This window comes from Hymenobacter siberiensis (genome assembly GCF_018967865.2).
In the GTDB taxonomy this organism is placed as follows: domain Bacteria; phylum Bacteroidota; class Bacteroidia; order Cytophagales; family Hymenobacteraceae; genus Hymenobacter; species Hymenobacter siberiensis.
Map to the genome: position 1 here is coordinate 1274011 of NZ_JAHLZY020000001.1, position 23523 is coordinate 1297533.

The window sequence follows — 23523 nt, forward strand, 5'->3', positions numbered from 1 at the left end:
GCCGTTAGCGCGGCCTCCGTCCGTACCTTTACACCCTCAATGGCCGTATTTCGCGTTTTTTTACTTCTGTGGCTGCTGATGCCACTGCTGGGGCAGGCGCAACGCGCCACGCCGCCGGCTGCTAAAGGCTCGCCCATCAAATTGCTGACGGCCGGCGAGCTGGTGGGTGGTGACTTTGAAGGGGTGAAAATCCGCAAGTTGATTACCAACGTCAGCTTTCAGCAGGACGACGTGTTCCTGTACTGCGACTCGGCCTACCAGTACCTGGAGCGCAACCAGGTGGAGGCCTTCAGCAACGTGCGCGTGGTGCAGAGCGACACCATGACCATAACCGGCGACCATGGCTTTTATGACGGGGCCCAGCGCACGGCCCGCATGACCGGCAATGTGGTGATGCGCGACCCGCGCATGACCCTGACCACGCCCAGCCTCGACTACGACCTGAATCGCAAAACGGCCTCTTACACCGAAACCGGCCACCTCACCGACCCGCAGAACACCCTCGATAGCCAGCAGGGCTTCTACGATACCAATACTAAAGTATTCGTTTTTAAGCAGAATGTGCACCTCGTGACGCCCGATTCGGAGCTGAACAATGACACGCTGCGCTACAACACCGTCAGCAAGATTGCCTATTTTAACGGCCCTACCCGCATCAAGGGTAAGCAGGGGAATCTGTATGCCGAAGGGGGCAATTACAACACCAAAACTCGCGTTTCGGATTTCAAGCGAAATGCCAAAATTGACACGCCCAACTACCTGTTGGGCGGCGACCAGCTGGTGTATGATGAGGTGAAGCAGTACGGCGTGGCGCGGGGCCACGTCTCGCTCACGTCCAAGAAGGACAACCTGGTGCTGCGCGGCGATGCCGGCAAATACTGGCGCGCCCTGGGCCGCACCAAGCTCTACGGCGGCCGGCCGGTGGTGCGCAACATCGGCAGTCAGAAAGACACGCTTTATATGGCCGCCGACACGCTCATCAGCGTCGAGGCCCGGCCCGGCCAAACCACCACGCGCACCATCCTTTACGCCTACCCGAAGGTGCAGATTTTTCGGGGTAACCTCCAGGGCATCTGCGACTCACTGACCTACGACCGCCAGGACAGCATCATCTACCTCAACCGCGACCCGGTGCTGTGGCAGGCCAAAAACCAGCTCACCGCCGACTCTATCCAAATCCGCTCGAAGGGCGGCAAGGTGGATGAGATGCGACTCTATTCCAATGCGTTTGCCGTGAATCAGGACACGCTCCTGAACTTCAACCAAACTAAGGGCCGCAACATGATGGCCTATTTCCGCGACAATAAAATGCGCCGCGTGGACGTGCTCGGCAACGCCGAAAGCATTTTCTACGCCCTCGACGGCGACACCGTTACCACCGGTATGAACCGCGTGCTCTCGGCCAACATGCGCCTGCTGTTTCTGGATAGCAAGCTGAATAAAATCTCCGTCCTCTCCAATCCCGAGGCCAAGTTTATCCCGCCCCACGAGCTCAAGCCCGACGACGAGCGTCTGAAAGGCTACCAGTGGCGCGCCAAGGAACGGCCCACTCGCCGCCAGGTGTTGGGCAAACAGTTCGACGACCGCCCCAAAAAGAAAGCCGTGAAGAAGAAAGTGGTGAAGAAAAAAACCACTTCCGCTACTAAACGCACCACCAAACCCAAGGCCAAAACGACCAGTCCCAAACCCGCCACCCCGGCCAAATCTGCGAAGCCGGCCATTAAATCCGTCATTTCCGCGCCAGCCAAACCAGCGGCCGCAGCTGCTCCCGCGCGGCGCTAGCTGCAACCTTTGGCCGGCTGTCGGGCATCTGGCTGGTAGCCGGGCCTGCCCGGCCGCCGGCCGGTTTGCCTCCGCCGGCTCAAATCGTTACCTTTGCACCCCTTATGCCGATTTCCCGCCTCACGGTTCTGTTTCTGCTCGTTAGTACGCTCATTCTGGGCTCCTGCGCCAGTGGCTACCAACGCCTGCTGAAAAGCACCGACGTCAATAAAAAATACGAAGCCGCCGTCAAATACTATGACAAGGGCGACTTTTTCCGGGCCGGTACACTGCTCGAAGACCTCATTCCGCTGCTGAAAGGCCGCCCTGAGGCTGAAAAAGCCCAGTTTTACTTCGCCAACACCAACTACAAGCAGCGCAACTACGTGCTGAGCGCGTTCTATTTCAAGTCGTTCACCGACACGTATCCCAACTCGGAATATTCGGAAGAGGCCTCGTACCTGCACGCCAAATCGCTGTTTCTGGACTCGCCTGGCTACGAGCTCGACCAGACCAACACGGTGTCGGCCCTCGAATCCATCCAGGATTTTCTGAACCGCTACCCCGAAAGCAAGTTCAAGCCCGAGACCGAGAACATGTCGCAGGAGCTCCAGCGCAAGCTGGAAAACAAGGCGTACGAAAGCGCCCGCCTCTATTACCAGCTCCGCTACAACCAGGCGGCTGTGGTGGCGTTCACCAACTTCCAATTGAGCTATCCGGCTTCGGCCTACGCCGAACAGGCCGCCTTTCTGCGCCTGAGTGCCCAGTATGCCTGGGCCAAGGAAAGCATCGAATCGAAGCAACGGGAACGTTTCCTTGATGCGGTGAGCTTCTACCAGCAGTTTCTTGATGCCTACCCCAAGAGCAAGAGCCTGAAATCGGCGCAGGATATGTACGATGTCAGCCAGGCCGAGATTGTTCGCCTGAAGGCCGTGCCCACGGCCGCCGCCAACTAATAATTTGTCACTAAATCAGCCCATGAAACCTAATCCCAACACCCCGTCGAGCTCCATCATCACGCGCAACGTGGCCGACATCACCGGCGACAACGGCAACGTGTACGAGGCCATTGCCGTGATTTCGAAGCGTGCCAACCAGCTGTCGATTAAACTGAAGGAGGAGCTGAACGACCGCCTCGCCGAGTTCGCCTCCACGGTTGATAACCTGGAGGAAGTGTTCGAAAACCGCGAGCAAATCGAAGTTTCCAAGCAGTACGAGCGCATGCCCAAGCCTACCAGCCTGGCCATCGAGGAGTTCCTGCAAGGCAAAATCTACTACTCCACGCCCGAGCCGGAAGAAGTTCCGGTGCCCCGCGAGCTGTTTTAGCGTTTAGTGCATGGTTGTTAGTACTTGGTGCCTGGTTTTAGCGAAATTTGCATTATGACTGCACCAGGCACCAGGCACCAGGCACCAGGCACCAATTTAGCTGGCCGGCGCATCCTGCTGGGTGTCAGCGGCAGCATTGCCGCTTATAAAGCCGCTCCGCTCACGCGTCTGCTCATTAAAGCCGGGGCCGAAGTGCAGGTCATCCTCACCGAAGCCGCCACGGCTTTCGTGACGCCCCTCACGCTGGGAACCCTCTCCAAAAAGCCCGTCCTGACGGGCTTTTTGCGTGATGCGGCCGCCGGCGAGTGGCACAACCACGTCGAGTTGGGCCTGCGGGCCGATGCCCTGCTGATTGCGCCCGCCAGCGCCAACACCATCGGGCAACTGGCCAATGGGCTGTGTCCTAATCTGCTGTGCGCGGTGTATTTGTCGGCCCGCTGCCCAGTGTTTCTGGCTCCGGCCATGGATTTGGATATGTTCGCCCACCCGGCCGTGACACAGAACCTGGCGCGGCTGCGCGCCTTCGGCAACCACGTTTTTGATTCGCCCAGCGGCGAGCTGGCCAGCGGCCTCAGCGGCCAGGGCCGCATGCTGGAGCCGGAGGATATTGTGGCGGCGCTGGAGCAGTATTTTGGTAGTATCGATTCTAAATGAACGTCATGCTGAGCGAAGCCGAAGCATCTCGCGTGTGGTAGTAAATCTTTTCGCAGAATGATTGAATTACCATTGCACGCGAGATGCCTCGGCTCCGCTCAGCATGACGTTCTGCAATCAATCTTTCCCGTTCAATAGTCGATGCACGTTCTCCTCACCGCCGGCCCTACCTACGAACCCCTCGACCCCGTTCGTTTCCTCGGCAACCGCTCGACGGGTAAAATGGGCTATGCGCTGGCCGAAGCCTTCGCGGCCCAAGGCGCTGAGGTAACGCTGGTGAGCGGCCCCAGCCACCTGCCCGACCCGGCCAGCCCGCGCATTCGCATAGTGCGGGTAGAAACCGCGGCGGAGATGTTTGCGGCGGCGGCCGAGGTGGCGGCCAAGACCGATGTATGGGTGTTTGCGGCGGCCGTGGCCGACTACCGGCCGGCCCACATCGCGGTCGATAAAATCAAGAAATCGGGCGAAACGCTGATGCTGGAGCTGGTGAAAAACGTGGACATCGCCGCTACCCTCGGCCAGCGCAAGCGGGCTGAACAATTTGCCGTCGGTTTTGCGTTGGAGACTACGAACGAGCTGGCCCATGCCCAGGACAAGCTGCACCGAAAAAACTTCGACCTCATTGTGCTGAATTCTCTGCGCGATGCGGGCGCGGGCTTCGGCCACGACACCAATAAGGTGACGGTGCTGGATGCGGCCGGCCAAATCGTTAATTTTGAGTTACAGTCCAAAGCCGACGTGGCCCGCGGACTGGTTAGCCTGATTCTGGCCCGTCTGACTCCTTCCTCATGATGCGAAAATTCCTCGCGGTCTTGCCCCTATTTGCCCTGCTACTCCTGGCTGGCCCCGCTGCCCGCGCCCAGGAACTGCTGGCCGAAGTGCGCGTATCGACCGAAAACGTGACGATTTCGGACCCCACCATCGTCACGTCGATGCAGAACGACATCCGTACGTTCCTCAACAACCGCGCCTGGACCACGCAGACGTACCGGCCCGAGGAACGGATTCGGCTCAAAATCTTTATCGGCATCACCGCCATCCCGCAGAACGGTACCTACAGCACCACCATGCGCCTGATTTCGACGCGCCCGGTATATGGCACCGGCTACGAAACCAACGTGGTGAGCATCGTGGACCGCAATTTTAACTTCAATTATTCGCAGCAGAACCCCCTGGATTTTTCGCCCAACAGCTTCGTTTCCAATCTGTCGTCGCTGCTGGGGTATTATGCTTATCTCGTCATCGGGATTGACCGCGACACGTTTGCCCGACTTGGCGGCACGCCATATTATGAGCTGGCCCGCAACGTGGTCAACTACTCGGCCAACCAAACCCAGACCAATGAAGCCGACGAAGGCTGGCGTGGCAGTGGCTCGCGTGAGCGCCACTTTATCCTCGATAATCTGACCGACCCGCAGCTCGAAGCCTTCCGTACCGGGCTGTATGGCTACTACCGGCAGGGGATGGACATCTTTATCGAAAAGCCTGAAGAGGCCCGCACCTCGGTGATGGCGGCCCTGACAGGCGTGCAGAAAGCCGCCCTTACGCGCCCGGGCACGTTATTCGCCCGCGCGTTTTTCGATGCGAAATCGGATGAAATCGCCAATATCTTCCGCACCAGTCAGGACCAGAGCCAGAAGCAGCAGCTCGTGACCATGCTCACGGAAGTGGACCCAACGAATTCGGCAAAATATCAAACGATACTCAAATAAATTAATTAAAACAGTTCTACTGAGCTTGTCAAAGCCTCGCTACTGCGCCAGTAGCTAATTGCTATTGCATTGAGAGGCTTCGACAAGCTCAGCAGGACGTTCTAAAGGCTTTATGCTCGTCGATTTACGGATTAATAACTACGCGCTGATTGAGCAGCTGGAGCTGCGTCCGTCGCCATTGCTGAACATTATTACGGGTGAAACCGGGGCCGGCAAATCCATTATGCTGGGCGCTATTGGCCTGCTGCTGGGCAACCGGGCCGATTCGCGCATGCTCTTCAATACCGAGCGCAAGTGTGTGATTGAGGGACAGTTCGATATTGCCAACTACCACTTGCAGGACATTTTTGAGGCCGAAGACCTGGACTATGATTCGCACTGCATTTTGCGGCGCGAAATCAGCCCTAACGGCAAGTCGCGCGCCTTTGTGAACGACACGCCGGTGACGCTGGAAGCCCTACGGAAAATCGGGGCGAATCTGATGGATATTCACTCGCAGCACGATACGCTGCTGCTGGGCGATGGGGTTTTCCAGTTGAATTTGCTGGATTTGTACGCCGGGCTGGTGCCGCAGCGCACCATGTACAGCCACGCTTTCCGGCAGTACCGCAAGCTCGAAACCGACCTGCAGGCGCTGGAAGGTCAGGCCGCGCAGGCCAGTAAAGAGCTGGATTACAATAGTTTCCTGCTGAATGAGCTGGAAGAATCCCGCCTCGACAATGAAGACCAGGACGCGCTAGAGCAGGAGATAAAGCAGCTGGAGCACGCCGAGGAAATTAAGTACAAGCTAAGCCAGGCGCTGCACGGCCTGCGCGACAGCGAAACCTGCGCCACCGGCAACCTCAAGGAAGCTGTGGGTCTGCTGGGGCAGGTAGCGAGCTACGCCGATAACTTCCGCGACCTGCGCGAGCGCCTGAGTTCTTGCCTGATTGAGCTGCACGACATTGCCGACGAGGTAGAAACTGCCGAGCGCCGCACTGAAGGCGACCCCGCCCGCGCCGAGGAGCTCCAGGACCGTCTGAACGTGCTCTACACTCTCCAGCGCAAGCACCAGGCCCGCGACCTGCCCGCACTCATCGCCGTGCGCGACGACCTGCGCCAGAAGGTAAGCTCCGTGCTGAGCCTCGACAAGGAAATTGCCCGCCTGCGCAAGGATTCCGATGCCGCGCTAGCCGCCGTAACCAAGCAGGGCAACAAGCTGTCGGAGAGCCGGCGCAAGTCGTTCCCGCACTTTGAGAAGCAGCTGGGGCTATTGCTGGCCGACTTGGGCATGTCGCACGCCCGCATCGTGGTGCAGCATAGCACCGGCGCACCAGCCACCAGCGGTATCGACGTGGTAAGCATCCTCTTCACCGCCAACAAAGGCGCGCAACCCCAGACGCTGAGCAAGGCTGCTTCGGGTGGCGAATTTTCGCGCCTGATGCTGTGCATCAAGTATATGCTAGCCGATAAAACGGCATTGCCCACGATTGTATTTGACGAAATTGACACTGGTATTTCGGGCGAAATCGCGGTGAAGGTGGGCCGCATGATGCAGCAGATGGCGCAGAAGCACCAGCTCGTGGCCATTTCGCACCTGCCCCAGATGGCGGCGGCCGGCGATGTGCACTACTTCGTGTACAAGGAGGACCGCGCCGACCGCACCGTGAGCCGCATCCGCGAGCTGAGCCAGGACGACCGTATCAAGGAAATCGCGCACATGATTGCGGGTGCTAAGCCCAGCGAAAACGCCTTCCAGAGTGCCCGCGAGCTGCTGGCGTTGCGGGGCGAGGTAGTGAGTGGTGAGGTGGTGAAATAGTGAGTTGGTGGGTGCGAGGCAAGGGTATTTGCTAACTTGCCGCGTGTTTGCGCCCAACGCCCGGGCGGCGGGCTACTCACTAACTCACCAACTCACCATTTCACCTCATGGCCAACAACCTCCTCGCCGGCAAAGTCGGCATCATTTCCGGCGCGCTCAACGAACATTCCATTGCCTGGAAAGTGGCCCAACGGGCGCACGCCGAAGGGGCGCGCTTCGTGCTCACCAACGCGCCGCTGGCCATGCGCATGGGCGAAATCAACAAGCTGAGCGAGGAGTGCAACGCGCCCATTATCCCGGCCGATGCTACTTCGACCGAGGAGCTGGAGGCGCTGTTTTCGGGCGCGCAGGAGCAGCTGGGTGGCAAGATTGACTTCGTCCTACACAGCATTGGCATGAGTGCCAACATCCGCAAAAAGAAGCACTACGGCGAGCTGGACTACAAGTTCTTCCAGCAGACGATTGACGTGTCGGCCATGTCGTTCCATAAGATGATGGCCGTGGCTGAGAAGCAGGACGCCATGAACGAATGGGGCAGCATCGTGGCGCTGAGCTACATCGCCGCCCAGCGTGCCTTCCTCGACTACACCGACATGACGCAGGCCAAGGCCATGCTCGAAAGCATTGCCCGCAGCTACGGCCAGCGTTTCGGCAAGCTGAAAAAGGTGCGCGTGAACACCGTGTCGCAGTCGCCCACCAAAACCACGGCCGGCACCGGCATCACCGGCTTCGATGCCTTCTACAACTTCGCCGACATGATGTCGCCGCTGGGCAACGCCCCGGCCGAAGCCTGCGCCGACTACTGCATCTCGCTTTTCTCGGACCTCACGCGCTACGTGACCATGCAGAACCTGATGCACGACGGCGGCTTCAGCACCACCGGCATCTCGGCTGAGATTGTGGACATGATGACCAAGGCAGCCGGCGTTTCGGAAGAGTAGAGTTGATTGATTTTGAATAGCAGAGCCCGGCCGTTTGGTCGGGCTTCCTGCGTTTGGGGGCATTAGTAACTGATGTTACGCAGTCGTCGGGGCGGATAAATCGTTTAAGCTGCTCATGCTGACTTGCACGCTGGACCTGTACACGGATTATTTACTGAGTTCGACGGGTCCGACCACGGCCACGGGCTTGTCGCGGCTGCTGGACGGGGCGTTGAGCCACGACCATGTCACGCGCTGGCTGAGCCAGTGTACTACTCCCCAAAAACTGGACAGTTTAGCGGGGTTTGTTAAGTAATATTGTTATGATTGAATGTTGTGTTGGTTTGGTAGACGTGGGCGGGCGTTTGGCCCCCGAGACTTTGATGGGGTCGGCGATGATTGTAGTAGGCAAAGTACGCGGTTAATTGCTGGTGCAGGTGCTGGCCGTCATCGGCCGGGATAAGATAGATATGTTCCCATTTGACCGTGCGCCAGAGGCGTTTGATGAAGGCATTGTCGGTGGCGCGGCCGCGGCCGTCGCGGCTGATGCGGCAGCCGGCGTCCAGCAAAGCTTGTTCGTAGGCGAGGCTGGTGAACTGGCTGCCCTGGTCGGAGTTGAAGATGTAGGGAGCCGGAGCATGGCGCAACGCATCACCCAGGGCTTGCAGGCAAAAGCCCACGTCGAGCGAGTTGGAGAGCTGCCAGCTGAGCACGTAGCGCGAGTGCCAGTCGAGCACGGCGGCCAGATAGAGAAAGCCCTTGGCCATGGGCACGTACGTGATGTCGGTACTCCATACCTCCTTCGGGGCGGTGGCCGGGCGGTCCCGCAGTAGGTACGGTTAGGGCGTAACGCCTTGACCAGGAATGGACAAGCGCGGTTTGGGGTAAATCGGCTCGTGGCCCATCAGGCGCACGAGGCGGCGCACGCGCTTGGCATTGACGGCGTGGCCGGCCAGGCGCAGGTGGTCGCGCAGGCCGAGCACTCCGTTGAAGTTGTGGTCGGTAAACTCCTCATTGAGCAGGCGCATGAGCTCCAGGTTGTAAGCACTTTCTCCGCAGGGCTGGTAGTAGAAGCTGCTGCGGGCCAGGCCTAGGGCCTGGCAGCGAGCGGCGACCGAGCTACCGGCCGGGTCCGAGGCCTGAACCAGGACCCGTTGTTGGGCCGAGCTCATCGGGGTAGCGTTTTTTTTAGCAGCGCGTTTTCCATTTGCAACCGACCGATGGCCGCGTAGGAGGGGCTCGACGTCGGGTAAGGGCGTACCGGCCGCAGGCGCTTCGGTGAAAACCTGGGTGGCCTGCTCACGCAGTTGCAGCTTCCAACGGGTGATTTGAGCGGTAGCCAATTGGGAGTGAGCGGCCAGCTCGGCCAATGGCTGGCGCTCGGTGAGGGCGGCTAGCGCCACCTCCGCTTTGAACTCGGCCGTATAGCGACGGCGGGTGCGTTTTGGGGTCATAATCGAGCTAAGCTAGCCCGCTTTAAGTGTCCAGCTTTTGGGGAGTACTACAGTTGTAGGCCAACAGGACGTTGCAAACGCCTTTGCGCAGGTATTCCTGGTGTTCTTTGGCGGTGGCGTTGGGTTTGGGTGGTATCGGGGTTAGCACCTGGTCGAGCAGTTGGCAGGGGCGCTCATCGAAGCACAGGCGCACCACGCCCGCTTCGGCCGGTTGCTGGTACACGTCGAGCACGTCCTCCATGTTGGCTAGGTATTCGCCCGTGATGGTGCCAATGCACCACATTTGTTTCAGCCAGGGTTTGAGTTTGCTTTTTTTAAAACTTGTCGAATCGATTCATTCGAAATCTTGTCAATGCAGTCGAGCGAAATCAGATTTTCGTTAAGCAGGGACAAGGTCCAACGGGCCGCGCCAGTCGGTAACTCACTGCAAGCCAAGCTTGTAATACGGGCCTCCAGGGTGGCCGTCACCTTTCGGGGCTGCCCGCTGCGGGGGCGCTCTTCCAGCGCCCTGTCCAGTCCTTCGGTCATGTAACGCCGCTTGATACGGTGATACTGGCTGTCGGAAATGCCCGCGCTGGTTTGCACCTGCGCCGCACTTTGTCCCTCCCCCATCAACAGCAGCGCCCGCGCCCGGGTGATTTTGCGGCTCTTGTGAGTGCCTTTTTTGACGATAGCCCGCAGTCGAGATACGTCAGAGGCAGGTAAACAAACCGGTTTTGCGAGGCGAGCCATCAGGGGAGCGTAAAATGAAAAATAACTAACAATTGGCATCGCAATTAAGTTGGTAGAGCACTAGACCAATTCACTGCCCGGACTTGAGATGGTTATTTTAGCAAGTAATCGCCAGCTTCAGCAACTTCGCCAATGCGACAGGGTTGCCATGCGGCTTCGCTACTGCATCACCGTAGCAGGAGTCTTCGGCTGCCGCTCCACTAACAGGTACGTAAACCATTCCTGCTTCGCAGCACGAATAACCGTAATTTTGTACTTTTTATTATTTAACAGCCTGGTTTCTACCCATTGCGGACAATCCAGGTAAGTATCCCACAAGTCGAAAGTTTGCAAGCCAGAATACAGCGGCTGGCACTTGTGTAAATAATTGGGCCGGTCCAGCACTAAGAAGCGGTCGTAGCGCGCCAAAAACTCGTCGTTGGTAAGGATATTGTTGCCAAACCGCTCCGGGAAGTTGCGCCGCCAGGCCTGCATGTGCTTAAACTCTTGTGGCGGAAATGTGCCACTGTACTTATTCAACGCCGATTCCCAGTCAAGTATGTAAAAATACTTGTTTCTTTCAGGTGAATAGAAATTTCGCTCGAGCAATTGCCCAGAAAGCGGCATTACTCTTGGTAAATCTCTATACGGCTGCATCTCAACTGCTTTCAAGTCATAAAATCCCGGCGACCCTCCCCCCCGATAATGAATTCCCCAGATAATCGGCTGGTAGAGGACAAACCCGAAGAAAGCCACTATTGCCAACATACTCGTTAAGCTGACTAGCACTTTCCGCTCACCCAGTCGACCCACAACTGTGGCCACTATTGGCAACCCGGAAATAGGGCGAGCCACCCCCATTGTTATAAGCACTATCCAACCCAGTGCAGTTGGAATCATATAGCGCGGATAAAATATGGGCTTAATGGTGAGCGAAATTATCCATACTGCCGTAGGGACTGCAATAAAAGCCAAGGCGAATAACAATAAATGTATTTCGCCAGCTAGTAATTTGATGCTCTCTTTACGCCTGTTCCAGATAATATATGCTGCCACAACAACGGTCAATCCCAAAACCAGAAACCTGGAAAAAAAGCTGGGAGCTGTGACATTGTAGATGTCGAGTAAATCTCTGAAATCAGGCGCGGGTATCCAAGTGCGCGGTTTGCCGGCATCGGCCTGAATGAGAAAAGTCGGGATGTAAAATATGATGGTCGCCAATCCTCCAATCACCGAAAGATAGAGCTTGGGCCGATAAAGGTGTCGCAACCTGTCGGCCAGAATAAAACAGCAAAGCATAGCGCCGCTGTAAAAAAATCCATATAGATGGGTGTGCGCAATAGCCGCGTGGGCGCATACATTCAGCCAGAAATCGCCTGTTGAGATGCGCGTTTTTTGGTAGGCTTGGTCGTACAGTTGGAAGGCGAGGGCAAGTGTTAAGATAAATAGGCCATACATCCGCGCTTCACCGTTCTGGGTAAGAATGATGGTTGATGTGCAAAACACCAGCAGCACCCCAATACTGGCCGGCCACTGGCCGTAGCTTCGCCGCAGGGTCGCCCAGGAAATGAGTAAGGCGGCACAAAAGCTAATAGAGGTAAAAATCCGTAGCGAAAGCTCTGCTGAGCCAAATAACTTGTCCCAAACCCAGCCTAGCAGGAAATAAAGAATAGGAGTATTATTTAATTTGTCTTGAAAGGCCGTCAGTAGTTTGCCAAAGCTTGGCTCCGACGTCATATAATATGAAAATAGTTCGTCATTCCAGTAATACTTTTTGGCTGATACTATCATGCAACTGGCCAGTAAAGCAATTGCCGCCAGCATTGGCACTAGGTAGCTCCATTTAGAAAAACGCTTTTTATTAGCCAGTTGTATATCGGGGGGGGTATGGTTGAAGTAACGCAGCATATCGTATATACTATCAGGCAAAAAGCAATTTTGGTGACTTTGAAGTAGTTGATGCACCCTTGACTAGGCAGCACTAGATTAGTGGCAACTATTATCTACACGGGTATAATTCAAAACTACGCGTTGCCCTTTTCATGAGTCATCGGCCCTTGCCTCTGGGCTACACTAAGGGCATCAGACACCAGTCCGAACTTCTGCTTGGCGGTGGCAGCACGTAGTTTTGAATTACACCCCATCTGCACTCAACTGAGGGAATGGCTTTGGCTTCGGCGAACCAAATATTTTCTGCACCCACAGCCTTCGCAGTACCTGCCAGTAACCACCTCCTACTTTAGCTAGCTTAAACGAGGAAACCCCCATATCGGCGGTGCGGTTAATCCAGGAAATAGGTACCTCCTTTACGCTGTAATTCATCAAAATCGGGAGTAGGCCTGTTTCGGCGTTAATAGAGAAACCTGGTTGCGTTAACAGCACATTTTGAATTACCGTCCGACGAACAAGCTTAAGGTTATTGGTGACATCCCGGAAGCGAGTATTGAGCAGCATGCGGGCAATGAGATGGAAAGCACGGTTAGCTACAATCTTTTGAAATGGGTAATTAACCAGCACGCTATAGCGCGAAAACCGACTACCAATCACCATATCAAATCCCTCGGCCGCCGCATCGAAAATATCCCGTAGCTCCGGCAATAAGTGCTGAAAATCGCAATCCATTGACAGGATATACTCCCCAGTTGCTTCTCGGTAGCCATCCATCAGTGCCCGACCTACGCCATTAGGTGGCGAACGCCTGACGGGTCTCACGACCGAATATTCTTCGTACAAGCGACTGATTACCTGCCATGTATGGTCGGTGCTGTTGTCATCGACTAGCACAATTTCCTTAATATAGTCGCTGTAGAGCGCCAGCAACTGGCTGACCAAGGGTGGGAGATTCATTTCCTCGTTGTGACAAGGTACGACCACCGAGATGGCCCCATATAATGAGCGGTGGTCCGCCAAGGAGGTAGCAGATGTAACCGTGGCATGAGCACCTTTCCGGGCGTGCACGAGCAGGGAACCGGACATGGTTTGCACGTAGGGCATGTTTTCAAGCAGGACCGACGCATTACGCAACAACCAATAGCCGTAGCTTGTCAGTGGGGCATAAGTAAAATCATGATAAGCTACCATGAGGCTTTCAAAGCCCGCATTAGTAACTAGTGTTTCGAGGGCCAATTTGTTGTGCAACTGACGAGTATCGGGTCGAGCAGTCATTTTCGACAATAGTTGATTAATTCGAAACAATGGGTTGCTGGGGTTGCTCTCGTAAAGCAGCAGTTGTCCACCAGGTTTTAGCAGAGCGTAGGCAAAATCTAATAGGCCAGAGCTATCCGAAGCATCGACTAAGTCCATGGCGACGATGAAATCGAATTCTTGCGTTGCCAGTTGGGCAGCACTTTCCGCGAACGAAACAAAATTTATCGCCGCATTTGCTTTCCTCGATGGTATTTCCTCCGAAAAGCTCACAGCGGTAATAGGATTCTCTCCCCGTGAAACTCTGGCCAGTGCTTCCGTAAAAAGTCCTTGCCCACTTCCCAACTCCAGAATGCTCTGATTGGGTAATAGATGCATTAGATGGCGAAAAGTTTGGGCACGCCACACCATTCTATCTTGATAGATGGGGTCTTTTTTCAACCAATAATTATCTCGTAATGCTTCTCGCTTTTGCAGTACCTCGGTTCCATGCAGTTGGGTCATAACGCTGAATTTAAGGAAAACGCTTCGCGCTTTGGTAGTAACAGGGGGAATGCAAAGCATCTTTTGCAATACATACGCATTCAGTTAGGTACGGGTGTAATTCAAAACTACGCGCTGCCCTTTTCATGAGTCATCGGCTCTTGCCTCTGGGCTCCACTAAGGGCATCAGACACCAGTCCGAACTTCTGCTTGGCGGTGGCAGCGCGTAGTTTTGAATTACACCCGTTAGGCACTTATAGCACGGTAGTTATGAACTATCTGTCTAATAGTTTCATCTAAAGAAATGCTGATATCCCAAGTGGGGTAATGGGTACGCATCTTCTCAAGGTTTGAGATGTAGCAAATATGGTCGCCTACTCTGTTCGTATCCTGGTAGTTGAATACCTGCGGTATGCCAGTATGCTTTTCGACCATAGTAAATGCCTCCAAAATAGAGCAGGAATTTGCGCGGCCACCGCCAATATTGTAGACCTGCCCTGAACGCGGTTTCTCAATGAATGCATCGATGAAGCGAGCGACATCATAAGCGTGAATATTGTCGCGTACTTGCTTGCCTTTGTATCCAAATACGGTGTATTCCCGGCTATGCAGATTGCACTGTACCAGATAACTGAGAAAGCCATGCAATTCGACGCCGGCATGGTTGGGACCAGTTAGGCACCCCCCGCGCAAACAGCAGGTCGGCATACCAAAATACTTCCCATACTCCTGCACCATCACATCGGCAGCCACTTTCGAGGAACCAAACAGTGAATGAACCGATTGGTCGATTGAAAAATCTTCCCCAATACCATTGCGAAATGCCTTGTCAGCGTATTCCCACCGGGTAGCTTGTTCAACCAACGGAATAGTATTTGGCCGGTCTCCATAAACCTTGTTGGTGGACATGTGCACAAAGGGCACATCCGTGCTGACGCGCCGCGCCGCTTCCAGTAGATTTAGCGTACCAACGGCATTCGTATCAAAGTCCTCGAACGGAATTGCGGCGGCCCGGTCATGAGATGGTTGCGCGGCCGTGTGCACAATAGCCGCCGGTTTCACGGCCTGCAACAGTTCTAACACGCCTTGACGGTCGCGAATATCCAGTTCGTGGTGCTGAAAGGAACCGCCCAGCCTTGTTGACAACCGATGCTGATGGGCCCGAGTATCTCCCTGCGGCCCAAAAAACACGGCTCGCTGGTTATTATCAACGCCGTGCACCAACCAGCCTTTGGCCGCGAAATATGAAACGACTTCGGAGCCAATTAGGCCCGAAGAACCGGTTACCAGTATGTTTTTCATACACTTGTCTATGCCCAGTCCAATATGTTAATCATCACTTGAGCTTATTTTTTCTTAGCAAAGGTATACTTGATTGCTGTAGAAAAACTGTCTTTAGCTGCAGATAAGTTTGAGATTTTACATGTGATGCGTATATCCGCCTAGAGCGTGAGGACAATTACCTTTGCTTTGGCAATCGTTTATAACGAAGAAATTATTTATGCGAAGACATGAGATTAGCGATGCTCAATGGCTGGCGGTGAGCCCCCTTTTGTCGGGCAAAGCCACGGATTGCGGGGTAACGGGCAAAGACAACCGCTTGTTTTTCAACGCGGTCGTGTGGATAATGCGCACCGGCTGCCCGTGGGCCGACCTACCCGAACGCTTCGGCAAATTCAACACCGTGTGCAAGCGCTTCCGGCGTATGGCGACCAAAGGGGTTTGGGAGCGGGCCTTCCAGGCCCTGCAAGCCCCCGAACTGGACTGGGTCATGCTCGATTCGACCGTCGTGCGGGCGCACCAGCATTCAGCAGGCCAAAAAAAAGTACCGCCGCCACCGAGTGCCTCGGACGCAGCCGCGGGGGCATCGGCACCAAAATTCACGCCTGCGTGGAGTCGCTGGGCAACGCCGTGCGGCTGATTGCGACCGAAGGCCAGGCGGGCGACAGCCCGCAGGCGCTGCCCTTGCTGGCGGACCTGCAGCCGGGCAAAGTGCTGGCCGACACGGCTTACGACAGCGACGCGACCCGCGCCTATTGCACCGAAAAGGGCATCGAAGCCGTCATTCCCAGCCATCCTAACCGGGTAGAACCCTTGGCAATGGACGAAGAAACCTACCGCGACCGCAACAAAGTCGAGCGCTTTTTTGGCCGCCTCAAGCAATACCGCCGCCTAGCCACCCGCTACGAAAAAACCGCCGTTTCCTTCCTCGCCTTTTAGCATATTGGTGCTACGCTAGATTGGCTTAGGTAAATAGACTTGTTGCGAAGTGAGTGAAGTGCGGAATTTTCGACAAACTGTACTTAAATTTAGAACATGAACTTTTCCGTAAAAAACCTCACTACTTCGCGTAAATGGCGTGCTGCCACGGGACTCACGGCGGAGCGTTTTGCGCAGCTTTTGGCGCATTTTAAGCAGGCGTATTTTCGGTTGAATGGAACAAATATGATTGAACGTGGGGCTTTTGCGCCGTATGAAGTAGCCCTTAAAACAGAAGAAGAATTACTGCTTTTCACCCTATTCAGCTTCAAAGCAAACTTGACGTATGATTTGTTGGGATTGGTCAGTGGGATGGACGGTTCCAACGCGAAACGCAACCAGGAATTAGGCATTACGGTGCTCCAAGAAGCGCTGGAGCAAACCGGGCATGCGCCAAAGCGGGAATTTACGACAGTGGCCGAATTTGAAGCCTATTTTCAGGAACACGAGACGTTATTGGTCGATGGAACGGAGCAACGCAAGCAACGACCAGGAAATAAAGAGATGCAAAAAGACTACTATAGCGGTAAAAAAAAATGCACGCCGTAAAAGAGATAGTTATTTCAACGACCATCCGCTGGATTGGTTTTATCAGCCGTTGTTACGGCGGAAGACACCACGACTACAGTGTGCTAAAAAGCGTTTTACCAGTTGATAAAGAGTGGTTTAAAAAGTTCAAGGTGCGGTTGGACCTGGGGTTTTTGGGCTTCGCGAAAGACTACGTTTGCCGGAAATTTTTTATTCCTATCAAAAAGCCGAAAGGGAAAGAACTCACCGATGAACAACGAGAAATAAATACAAAACAAGCAAGTGAACGAATTACCGTAGAGCATAGCATTGGCGGATTGAAACGTTATCGAATTTTGGAAGACCGATTACGTTTGCATAATTTGAACCTGTACAATGACGTGCTGGGAGTGTGTGCGGGCTTGTGGAATTTCAGCTTAAATCTGTGATTAATAGCTCGCAACAAGTCTAATAGATAAATCTTTGATTGTCCTCACGCTCTAGGCGGCATAAAGGAAAGGCTGTCACCGTCTTACCAGAACTATTTCGAAATTCATCTGCTATCTACCAATTAGCGCGTGCCGACCAAAGTCGGTGGAACCGTCCGGACCCAGAATGGAATATTAGCTGTTGCGACGCTACCATGGCCGTCAAACACCCGCACATATAGTCGGTAAGGCCCTGGTAATTGAGGAGCTTTAATCAGAGCGCCAAAACCATACCCGCTTATAACGGCGTTTTCAACGGACTCAGGTGGAGTAGCTATAATCTTGGCATCGAACGTTTTTTCCACTTCGGGAAGTAGTTCCCAGTGTACGGTCAACGAATCGCCTTCCGGGTCTGACGCCTCAACTATCGAAGGTAATAACTGCCCGACCGTTGCTTCAATACTCGCGCTCGCCCGTCGCCCCGCCAATTGCAAATCCGTTATCAGAGGAGCCCGGTTAGTAGGATACTGCCCTCTCCACAGATAGTTCATCTCATCAACCAAGGCCGTTTTTTCGCCAGTAGGCTCAAATAAGCTGAACCAAGTGGAAGTATATTCAAACTTAGAACCCCAGAAAAAAAGGTAGCTACCTAAACACTTATTGCTATCAGGCTCGATTACCTGCCGGTAGAGGCTACTGACAAAAACGGCTTTTGCCGTACTAGTCTTTTCCAGTTGTGCCCCCCATTTTGTCTCGGCTTCTTCCCAATAGCCCGCGTTACCATATTCAGAAATGATGTAGGGGCCAAGCCAGCCACTGTTCCGCAACAGGGTGGGTAATATCCGAAGCTTTCCATATATATTAAATGACAAAATATCGACTTCTGGAGCCAGGTGATGTAACTCGGCGGCTCGGCTGTCCAAGTCTCCTAGGGTTGTCGTGACTGGATGATAGGGGTCTAGTTCATGAATCATGTGAGCAATGCGGCCGAGCGCGCTAAAAAGCCGTGGCCCTCTAGCAGAAATGTCTACTTCGTTTCCCACGTTCCACATCAGCAGAGCGGGGTGATGACGGTAACGTAACACCTGCTGGCGAATGCGCCCGAGTTGCGCTTCTACCATGGCAGGGTCATAATATGTAAAGTGGGAAGTCTCTGGTTCCATCCACAATCCAAGCATTACACTGAGGCCCGCCTGATGCGCCTCGTCCATGAACGGTTCCGCAAAATCGGAGCTCCAGAGCCGTAGGGTATTGCCACCGGCCTCGCGCAGACGGTCGATTTGCTGAACGCCCGCCCCACCCCTCAAATAGTATGGCTTTCCGCCACGTACTAGGCGAAACCCGCCCTGGGTTGGTTCTACCTTGGTAGGAATAACACCTTGTAAGCGGGTGGTGGATGGCGTAAGCCAGGTTGTATTTTCGGGGGACTTCGTATTGCATCCTTCTGCTGATAGTATAACAAGCAATAGAAAGGTCACCCATCCTCTTTTGAGAATTTTCACTTGTTTTTTTTGACCTGTATCCATTTAATCTCTGCTCAATGCATTTTCATAAAACATGCTTTTTCCTTTAAATCAGTCCAAGCAAAGACAATCAAACTATATCCCAACTCCAGCACCAAGCCAGATTTAATCAGTAATTTTTAACACCGTAGCCAACAGTTTTTACTGTATTATATAAATATAAAATATTTATTATATAAACATTGCCGCTCCTTTCTAAACAGAAATATTAGTGAATATTGCACAATTATTTGTACTTTCAATTTAAACATTTAATTCTAATGCCATTTTAAAACGCACAGAATTCTATGCAACATTGCAAACATTATCAATGCGGGTAATTAAATATATAATTAGCCGCTTTTGCATATAGCTACGAAAACATTATTTAAAATAATGAGCCTCATTCCAAATAATGTTTTATTAAGTTCTCATTAACAATATTTTCACACAATCTATTGTATCGCTTGCATTTTAGAATGTCGACTGGAGTCAGGACCATGAGGTGGCTGGTGGGCATCGGCATTATTAGCCTGATATATTTCGGGTGGTGGTTCTTCGCCAACCTACGGATTGGATTTCCCTTGTTGTTTTGGCCATTGGCATTGTCCATTGGCTTCAAACTGCTGTTGGTGCTGCACGAGTGGGCACACTATGTACAGGTGCGGGTGCCGGTTCCGCCTGCTTACACCCCGCCGGTACGGCGAGTAGATGTGATGACAACTGCTTTCCCAGGTGAGCCCCTCGACATGATTATTCACACATTGGAAGCGATGCAGGCCATTCGATATCCGCACACCAGCTACCTCTGCGATGAAGGTGATGACCCGGTACTGCGCGCGGCATGCTTGCGCCTGGGTATTATCCATGTCACGAGGCTAGTTAAAACGGATGCTAAAGCAGGCAACATTAACCATGCCCTGCAACAGGCCACAGGCGAGGTGTGCGTGGTGCTAGACCCAGACCATGCGCCTACGACCGATTTTCTGGACCAAGTAATGCCCTATTTCGAAGACGAACGTATTGGGTTTGTACAGGTAGTACAGGCATACAGCAACCAAGCCGAAAGTCTGGTGGCTCGCGCGGCGGCTGAGCAGACCTACCACTTTTATGGTCCTCTGATGATGGGGATGAATGGCTATGGCACCGTGCAAGCCATAGGCGCTAACTGCACCTTTCGGCGTGCGGCGCTTGATTCGATTGGCGGGCACGCCGTCGGACTCACCGAAGATATGCATACAGCTATGTGCTTGCATGCGGCGGGCTGGCGTTCGGTTTATGTCCCCGAAATTGTGAGCCGGGGCTTGGTACCAGCTTCGCTGGCTGCCTTCTATTCGCAGCAGCTTAAGTGGTCACGAGGGGCTTTTGATTTACTGTTTCGGGTGTACCCGAAGCTGTTTACGCGTTTTACTTGGTCCCAGCGTATTCATTATTTAGTGCTGCCGCTCTATTTCTTCTCGGGCGTAATTGCCCTCCTAGACCTAAGTATTCCGTTGGTATCACTCGGAATCAGCCAGTTTCCGTGGCTGGTATCACTCAATGCGCTAATCCGGCATGCATTTCCGCTGCTGGGTATGGCGTTACTTATCCGCTTTTACGCACAACGATGGATGCGCGAGCCCGGCGAAGGGGGCCTGCACTTAGCAGGTGGCTTTTTGCTAGTGGGCACTTGGTGGGTGTACACGCTAGGTTTCCTGTACGCGGTGCTGGGAATACAGGTGCCCTACCTGCCCACCCCCAAAGTAGGCCGCAAATACAACGAATGGGCACTGGCACTACCTAACATCTTATTTGCGTTGCTCCTGCTCGCGGCTTGTGTACATAGCCAACTGGTAGATGCCACCGGCTATGCCACCAGCCAATATATTATCACAATGATGGTGGTATCAGTAGCAAGCGCCGGGGTTTTACTGGCTGCTACGGTGATGGGGTTGCACCGAACAGTATTTCACTTTATGCGGGAACTGGCCAAGCTTCCCTTTCGGGGTATGGCTATGGGGCTGCACCGCTTACAAAATAAATTAGGGAGGTTGCTGGCAGGCAGCGTGAGTATGTATAGCTTACTGATAGCCCTGATTGGCGTATCCTCTGTATTTTTTTTCACCTATCGTCAACAGCAATGGCTATTGCAGGTCCCTCCTGAGTGGCTCCTAAATGGCGGCGGCAATGAAACGCATATAGGACGGGAAGCCACGCCAACTGTTGATTCCGATACCGAAGCTTCAACCAAATGGAAAATCGGGCTCCCTTTTAACTCATTCCAAACCTCGACCATCAATGCTCTTACACTACCTGCTATCGACCCAGCTACCCGATTGCCCCTACAGGTGTATAAGCTGGCCAGCAAGCATCAAATTATGATGATTACGTGGACGGTGAGTGCCCAGGAACTGCAAAACGCTAATTACTGGCCGCAGCTCGTTCGTCAACTAATGGTCGTTCCGGGGCCGTTGCTGTTGCGGCCGCTACTGCAATCGCCGTCACCCGACCGCTATCGTCGGGACTGGGCGCTCATGGCCAGCACCTTTCGAGCTGCCAAAGTACCAAATGTACTTTGGGTTTGGACGCCGGAAGCTGCGGACCCGTTGCTGAAAAAATTTCCCGGCGTGGCGAATGTGAACTGGATGGCTACACCGCTGGTCGCAGATACCCTCTCAATTAGTTTTGCGGAGCTGCGCCGACACTTGGTTTCAAATTTGGTCAACCAAGTTCCCGTGTTATTGCTGGCTCCCCCTGCCACCGGTAAGCTTAGTACGATAGCAAACCGTATTGCTTGGCAATACCCCGAAATCAAGATAGTAGTGTTTGCGGCGCCAAAACCGTCAATATCTACTTCTCCAATAACGCTTAACTCCACGAATCGCTCCTTCAACTGAACAGAGCGCGTTTACGGCAGTACCGTTTTACTTTTTAAGCACGCTAGTTAAAGCTATGCCCTTTAGGGCAAGACTTTAGTTGCTACTCACTTCCAGGCGTCGGGTACCTTTGTGAGATGAAGCAGCGAACAGGCAGCCATTCGGTTCACAAGCTGGAAGTGCATCTGGTGTGGAGCACAAAATATCGCTACCAGGTGCTGACGGGGGATGTGCAACTGCGCTGCCGGGACTTGCTGCGTCAGACGTGTAACACGCTGGATGTGGGCATCTTGAAAGGGGTAGTGAGCAAAGACCATATCCATTTGCACGTCTCGTATCCGCCCGCCTTGGCTGTGATCGAATTAATGCGTCGCTTGAAGGGACGCAGCGCCAAGTTGCTCTTGCAAGAGTTTCCCGAGTTGAAGCGGCGGTATTGGGGCGGTCATTTCTGGGGCATTGGCTACGGGGCCTGGAGTGTCGGTAACATCACAGACGAGCTACTCGAAGCGTATTTGAATCATCACAAGGACCAGCCCAATGGGGACGAGAATTTCATTCTGGAATAGCCCACTTACAGTGGTTGTCTTTCAGTCGGCTTGAGCCGAAACCCGCGAATTTCATTCGCAATCCAAACCTATGGACTTACAGTCCATAGTCGTTTAGTGAACACGGAGGCTTTCACTTTCCGCAGGTTGCTAGTTTGCTCAGGGTACGGCCCTGAAATTCAATAGGCGTTTAGGTGTCAGTCACTTCCATTAATCTTGCACTGCCCAAAGCCTTCCTGTTGCTTTGCTCATCTGCCCTTACTGCCCTGCATGGCCCCTTCTGTCTCCTCCACCCCCCAGCGTTACTATGAAATTGACTTGTTGCGCTTCCTGGCCGCCCTTGCGGTGGCGTTGTACCACTTGGCCTACAACGGGTTCCACTCTCATTCAACGCTTGTCGATTACCCATGGCTCGGCAAAATTTTCCGGTATGGCTACTTGGGCGTTCAGCTTTTTTTTCTCATCAGCGGGTACGTTATCCTCCAGTCGGTGTACGGCAAGACATTGGGTCAATTTTTTGTGGCGCGAGTAGCAAGATTATACCCTGCCTTCTGGGCGGCATGCGCCCTATTCTTTGCAGTGGTCCGCCTATTTGGGCCCGTCGCGGGGGAAGTCGGCTGGTCGGCCGAGTGGGCGGCGGACGCGCGGTGGTCGGTATTCTTATGCAACCTGACAATGCTGCATGAGTTTTTGGGCGTTCACAATCTGGACGGCGTGTGCTGGACCCTGACATATGAACTCATGTTCTACTTCTTAGTGGCGCTGCTCGTGGCCTTCCAGTGGCTAAATCACCTGCCGCTCGTGCTGAGCGTGTGGTCGGCTTACTGCGGGTTGATAAACCTAGGGCTGATAGTAAACGCGGGGCCCTTTGCTTCTTTCTTTTTTCCCAGCTATGCCCCCTTTTTCATCGGCGGCATGATGCTGTCGTTGATTCAGCGCCGACAGGACGAGTCTTGGAAACTCTACTCGTTGCTGTTCGTGGCGTACGTTTTAGGACTGCTCCCGGTGCTGCACTACACGGCAGGATTGCAGTTCCACTACGGCCAACCGTTTCACCCTTCCGTGGTGGTGGCAGTAGTCACGTTCTTCTTTGGGGCAATGCTGCTCATTGTCCACCGCAAAGTTAACCTAGGGTACGCTCCTGGGTTCGCCTGGTTCGGGGCGCTTTCCTACCCCCTGTATTTGTTTCACCAAAAAATGGGGTACGTGGTGCTACAACGCTTCGGCGGCACTGTGGACAAGCACTGGTTGCTCGCCACCTTTTTTGTGGGCGTGGGGTTGCTTGCGCTGTTCGTGCACGTGCTCATAGAACGGCCCGGCAGTCGGTTTCTGCGTCACGCACTGGCGCGCTTGGTGGCTACGGCCCCACGAGGTCAGGGCACGCCAGGTTGACTGGCAGGCAGAGCAATATACCGTAGGACCTAAATCAAGTACTCGTTTTGCTGATTGGAACACGTCTGAACT

General features: G+C 53.9%; 21 protein-coding genes and 2 pseudogenes. 15 read left to right on the forward strand and 8 right to left on the reverse strand.

Annotated features, from left to right (window positions below; genetic code table 11):
* Positions 1–39 precede the first annotated feature (39 nt).
* The 9 genes and pseudogenes from KQ659_RS05580 to KQ659_RS22210 all read left to right on the forward strand — a co-directional run.
* A complete protein-coding gene (locus tag KQ659_RS05580; RefSeq protein ID WP_216689874.1) occupies positions 40–1782 on the forward strand; it encodes an OstA-like protein in 1743 nt (580 codons plus the stop codon).
* A 104-nt stretch (positions 1783–1886) separates the two neighbouring features.
* Positions 1887–2717: an outer membrane protein assembly factor BamD gene (locus KQ659_RS05585; protein ID WP_216689872.1), complete on the forward strand. Its 831-nt coding sequence runs from the start codon at positions 1887–1889 to the stop codon at positions 2715–2717.
* Positions 2718–2739: 22 nt separating this feature from the next.
* Positions 2740–3087 carry a DNA-directed RNA polymerase subunit omega gene (locus tag KQ659_RS05590; RefSeq protein ID WP_168675189.1) on the forward strand — a complete coding sequence of 116 codons (348 nt, stop codon included), beginning with the start codon at positions 2740–2742 and terminating at the stop codon, positions 3085–3087.
* Positions 3088–3141: 54 nt separating this feature from the next.
* Entirely contained in the window at positions 3142–3741 is a 600-nt protein-coding gene (locus KQ659_RS22050) for a flavoprotein (protein WP_216689870.1), read from the forward strand.
* Positions 3742–3882: 141 nt separating this feature from the next.
* On the forward strand, positions 3883–4533 hold the full coding sequence (locus KQ659_RS22055; protein WP_216689868.1) for a phosphopantothenoylcysteine decarboxylase domain-containing protein: 651 nt from the start codon (positions 3883–3885) through the stop codon (positions 4531–4533).
* The gene (gene porD, locus KQ659_RS05600) at positions 4530–5453 is read left to right on the forward strand and encodes a type IX secretion system protein PorD (protein WP_216689866.1); all 924 of its coding nucleotides are present in this window, start codon (positions 4530–4532) and stop codon (positions 5451–5453) included. The genes KQ659_RS22055 and porD overlap by 4 nt, the downstream gene beginning before the upstream one ends.
* Before the next feature lie 112 nt (positions 5454–5565).
* Positions 5566–7251 carry a DNA repair protein RecN gene (gene recN, locus KQ659_RS05605; protein ID WP_216689863.1) on the forward strand — a complete coding sequence of 562 codons (1686 nt, stop codon included), beginning with the start codon at positions 5566–5568 and terminating at the stop codon, positions 7249–7251.
* A 107-nt stretch (positions 7252–7358) separates the two neighbouring features.
* Complete coding sequence (locus KQ659_RS05610) at positions 7359–8192, forward strand: enoyl-ACP reductase FabI (protein ID WP_216689861.1); 834 nt, start codon at positions 7359–7361, stop codon at positions 8190–8192.
* Between the two features lie 115 nt (positions 8193–8307).
* Positions 8308–8439 (forward strand): annotated as a pseudogene (locus KQ659_RS22210) (IS701 family transposase); the annotation flags it as partial.
* A gap of 40 nt (positions 8440–8479) precedes the next feature.
* Here KQ659_RS22210 and KQ659_RS05615 read toward each other — a convergent pair.
* From KQ659_RS05615 to KQ659_RS05645, 7 genes are all read right to left on the reverse strand, one after another.
* Positions 8480–9001: an IS3 family transposase gene (locus KQ659_RS05615; RefSeq protein WP_216690748.1), complete on the reverse strand. Its 522-nt coding sequence runs from the start codon at positions 8999–9001 to the stop codon at positions 8480–8482.
* A 9-nt stretch (positions 9002–9010) separates the two neighbouring features.
* Positions 9011–9625, reverse strand: coding sequence for a transposase (locus KQ659_RS05620; RefSeq protein ID WP_216689859.1), 615 nt, complete (start codon positions 9623–9625; stop codon positions 9011–9013).
* 22 nt (positions 9626–9647) lie between these two features.
* Positions 9648–9908, reverse strand: a complete 261-nt coding sequence (locus tag KQ659_RS05625) for a hypothetical protein (RefSeq protein WP_216689857.1) — start codon at positions 9906–9908, stop codon at positions 9648–9650.
* A 5-nt stretch (positions 9909–9913) separates the two neighbouring features.
* Positions 9914–10357, reverse strand: coding sequence for a helix-turn-helix domain-containing protein (locus tag KQ659_RS05630; protein ID WP_216689856.1), 444 nt, complete (start codon positions 10355–10357; stop codon positions 9914–9916).
* Between the two features lie 159 nt (positions 10358–10516).
* Positions 10517–12244 (reverse strand): glycosyltransferase family 39 protein, encoded by a 1728-nt coding sequence (locus tag KQ659_RS05635; RefSeq protein ID WP_216689855.1) that lies wholly within the window; start codon positions 12242–12244, stop codon positions 10517–10519.
* Between the two features lie 225 nt (positions 12245–12469).
* A complete protein-coding gene (locus KQ659_RS05640) occupies positions 12470–13984 on the reverse strand; it encodes a glycosyltransferase (RefSeq protein WP_216689853.1) in 1515 nt (504 codons plus the stop codon).
* A gap of 225 nt (positions 13985–14209) precedes the next feature.
* Positions 14210–15265 (reverse strand): NAD-dependent epimerase/dehydratase family protein, encoded by a 1056-nt coding sequence (locus tag KQ659_RS05645; protein ID WP_216689852.1) that lies wholly within the window; start codon positions 15263–15265, stop codon positions 14210–14212.
* A gap of 226 nt (positions 15266–15491) precedes the next feature.
* Here KQ659_RS05645 and KQ659_RS05650 point away from each other — a divergent pair.
* The 3 genes and pseudogenes from KQ659_RS05650 to KQ659_RS05660 all read left to right on the forward strand — a co-directional run.
* Positions 15492–16183: pseudogene (locus KQ659_RS05650) on the forward strand (IS5 family transposase); the annotation flags it as partial.
* Positions 16184–16279: 96 nt separating this feature from the next.
* Positions 16280–16771: a transposase family protein gene (locus KQ659_RS05655; RefSeq protein WP_216689848.1), complete on the forward strand. Its 492-nt coding sequence runs from the start codon at positions 16280–16282 to the stop codon at positions 16769–16771.
* Positions 16759–17178: a transposase family protein gene (locus KQ659_RS05660; RefSeq protein WP_216689845.1), complete on the forward strand. Its 420-nt coding sequence runs from the start codon at positions 16759–16761 to the stop codon at positions 17176–17178. Before KQ659_RS05655 ends, KQ659_RS05660 begins: the two co-directional genes overlap by 13 nt.
* Positions 17179–17300: 122 nt before the next feature.
* Here KQ659_RS05660 and KQ659_RS05665 read toward each other — a convergent pair whose 3' ends face one another.
* Positions 17301–18659, reverse strand: coding sequence for a glycoside hydrolase family 2 TIM barrel-domain containing protein (locus tag KQ659_RS05665; protein WP_216726668.1), 1359 nt, complete (start codon positions 18657–18659; stop codon positions 17301–17303).
* 479 nt (positions 18660–19138) lie between these two features.
* Between KQ659_RS05665 and KQ659_RS05670 the strand changes: the two genes are divergently transcribed.
* The 3 genes from KQ659_RS05670 (at position 19139) to KQ659_RS05680 (ending at position 23451) form a co-directional block, all read left to right on the forward strand.
* Positions 19139–21535, forward strand: a complete 2397-nt coding sequence (locus KQ659_RS05670) for a glycosyltransferase family 2 protein (protein WP_216689841.1) — start codon at positions 19139–19141, stop codon at positions 21533–21535.
* 116 nt (positions 21536–21651) lie between these two features.
* Positions 21652–22080: an IS200/IS605 family transposase gene (gene tnpA / locus KQ659_RS05675; protein ID WP_216689803.1), complete on the forward strand. Its 429-nt coding sequence runs from the start codon at positions 21652–21654 to the stop codon at positions 22078–22080.
* A 249-nt stretch (positions 22081–22329) separates the two neighbouring features.
* Entirely contained in the window at positions 22330–23451 is a 1122-nt protein-coding gene (locus tag KQ659_RS05680) for an acyltransferase family protein (protein ID WP_216689839.1), read from the forward strand.
* The last annotated feature ends 72 nt before the right edge of the window (positions 23452–23523 follow it).